Below are 1,946 nucleotides of genomic sequence, written 5' to 3'. Positions count from 1 at the left end.
ACGAGGGCGGCCAGCGGGTTGCGGAAGACCACGAGCAGCACCAGCAGCCCGGCCAGGATCTCGATCGAGCCGATCCGGCGGCCGGGCGCCGGGGCGTCCGGTGGTGCGGGCGGTGCCGAAGTCCGGTCGATGTCGTCACCCGGCGCGGCGTCGCGCCGGTCGGTGACGTCCTCGGGTGCGGTCACAGTGGTCACTCCGGATGGCGGGTGGGTCGGTCGGCCGCCGCCCACCATACCGACCCGGCCCGGCGTCCGGGCATCCCGCAACGGCGTGGACAACCCTATGCTGAGCTGCGCATATGTTCACGTGACGACGCGGCGGCGATCTGGTTGCGGCCGGCCGCCTTGGCCGCGTACAGGCCGGCGTCGGCCCGCTGGAGCAGGTCCTCCGAGGTCTCGGTGCCGTCCCACTGGGCGACGCCCGCCGAGAAGGTCTGACCCAGCGGCGTACGCGCCAGGGCCCGGCTGAGCACCTCGCGGGCCACGTCGGCGTCGGCGCCCGGCAGCAGGACCACGAACTCCTCGCCGCCCCAGCGGGCCACCGTGTCGCCCTGACGCAGCGCGCCGTGCCAGGCCGCGCTCGCCTCCTTGAGCAGCCGGTCCCCGGCCGGGTGGCCGTAGCTGTCGTTGAACTTCTTGAAGTGGTCGAGGTCGAGCAGCGCCACCGCCAGCGGGGCGCCGTCGCGGCGGGCGTGCTCCAGGGCCCGGGGGAGCTCGTCGTTCCAGGCGCGCCGGTTCGGCAGCCCGGTCAGCTCGTCGGTGCGGGACAGCTCCCGGACCTGCCGGGTCTGCAGCTCCACCTGCCGGACCAGCTGCGCCATCCGGGTGACGACCAGCAGGAACAGCGCCGTGCAGCCGATCACGATGGCCAGGCCGTCCTTGACCCCGCCGTGGTAGAGCTGGGTGGCCAGGATCGCCGGGGCGATCAGCGACGTGGTGGTCAGCACGACCAGCTGCAGCTTGCCCAGCCGCGGCGGCTGCGGCGCCGCGGTGACGCCCAGCTCCCGCGCGCCGGAGTGCAGCGCGGCGATGCCGAACAGGGTGAACGCGACCAGGAACACCTCGTCCAGGCCCCGGCGGAACCACAGCACCTCCTCCAGGTGCACGCCGAAGTCGCCGAGGTTGCCCAGCAGCACCCAGGCGGTGTCACCGATCAGGAACGCGGCCAGCGAGCCGGTGATCCACCAGAACGGCGCGCCGCGGCTGCCGCCGGTGCGCAACAGCCGGGTCATCATCGCCAGCAGCAGCAGATCCCCGACCGGGTACGCGACCTGCACCGTGCGCCCCAGCACCGACATGTCCGCGTCCTGGGCGGCCGGGTGGATCACGTACACCCAGGCGAGCAGGCCCAGGCCGGTGGTGATGGTGGTGGCGTCGACCATCGCGGTCCAGTTGCGCCGCCGGTCGCGGCGGCGGATCAGCAGGGCCAGGCCGAGCGCGCAGGCCGGGTAGAGGCCCAGGAAGAACGGGTCGGACGGGGTGGGCATGTCGCTCCAGCCCAGCACCTGGTCGCTGTAGATGGCGACGCCGATGCCGGTGGCGTTGCTGAAGACACCGGCGGCGAAGCACCACCAGGGCAGCCGGTCGGCCAGCGGCAGCCGGCGTACGCCCAGCAGGATGGCGGCTGTGCCCGCGTACCCGATGGCGACTTCCCAGGTGCTCTCCCACCAGCCGTTCTCGGGGATCAGCTGGTAGCCGGCGATGGCCAGCGCCATCGCGGCGGCGTAGAGCTTCCAGGTGCGGCCACTCGTCATCCGTCCAGCACAACCCGGCCGCGGTGCCGGCCCGGGAGCTGTCCCGGTGCCGTGCGGTTGCACCTACGATCGGGCGGTGCCGACTATCGATTCGCATGACGCCGCCCTCGCCGCCGCCGCTGACGTCGCCGCGGCGCTCGCCCCGGGGGTGATCCAGCGCGACCGGGACGGGGCTGCCGCCGTACCGGTCGAG

1 protein-coding gene and 1 pseudogene are annotated in these 1,946 nt (G+C 73.6%); both read right to left on the bottom strand.

Going from position 1 to position 1,946, the window contains the following annotated elements; all coding sequences use genetic code 11:
* Positions 1-185: pseudogene (locus AB0C29_RS46015) on the bottom strand (hypothetical protein); the annotation flags it as partial.
* Between the two features lie 95 nt (positions 186-280).
* Positions 281-1,753, bottom strand: coding sequence for a GGDEF domain-containing protein (locus tag AB0C29_RS46010; RefSeq protein WP_360834354.1), 1,473 nt, complete (start codon positions 1,751-1,753; stop codon positions 281-283).
* Positions 1,754-1,946: the final 193 nt, after the last annotated feature.

It is taken from the genome of Actinoplanes sp. NPDC048791 (genome assembly GCF_040650095.1).
Lineage (GTDB): Bacteria > Actinomycetota > Actinomycetes > Mycobacteriales > Micromonosporaceae > Actinoplanes.
This window is presented reverse-complemented; position numbering and strand designations above follow the sequence as displayed.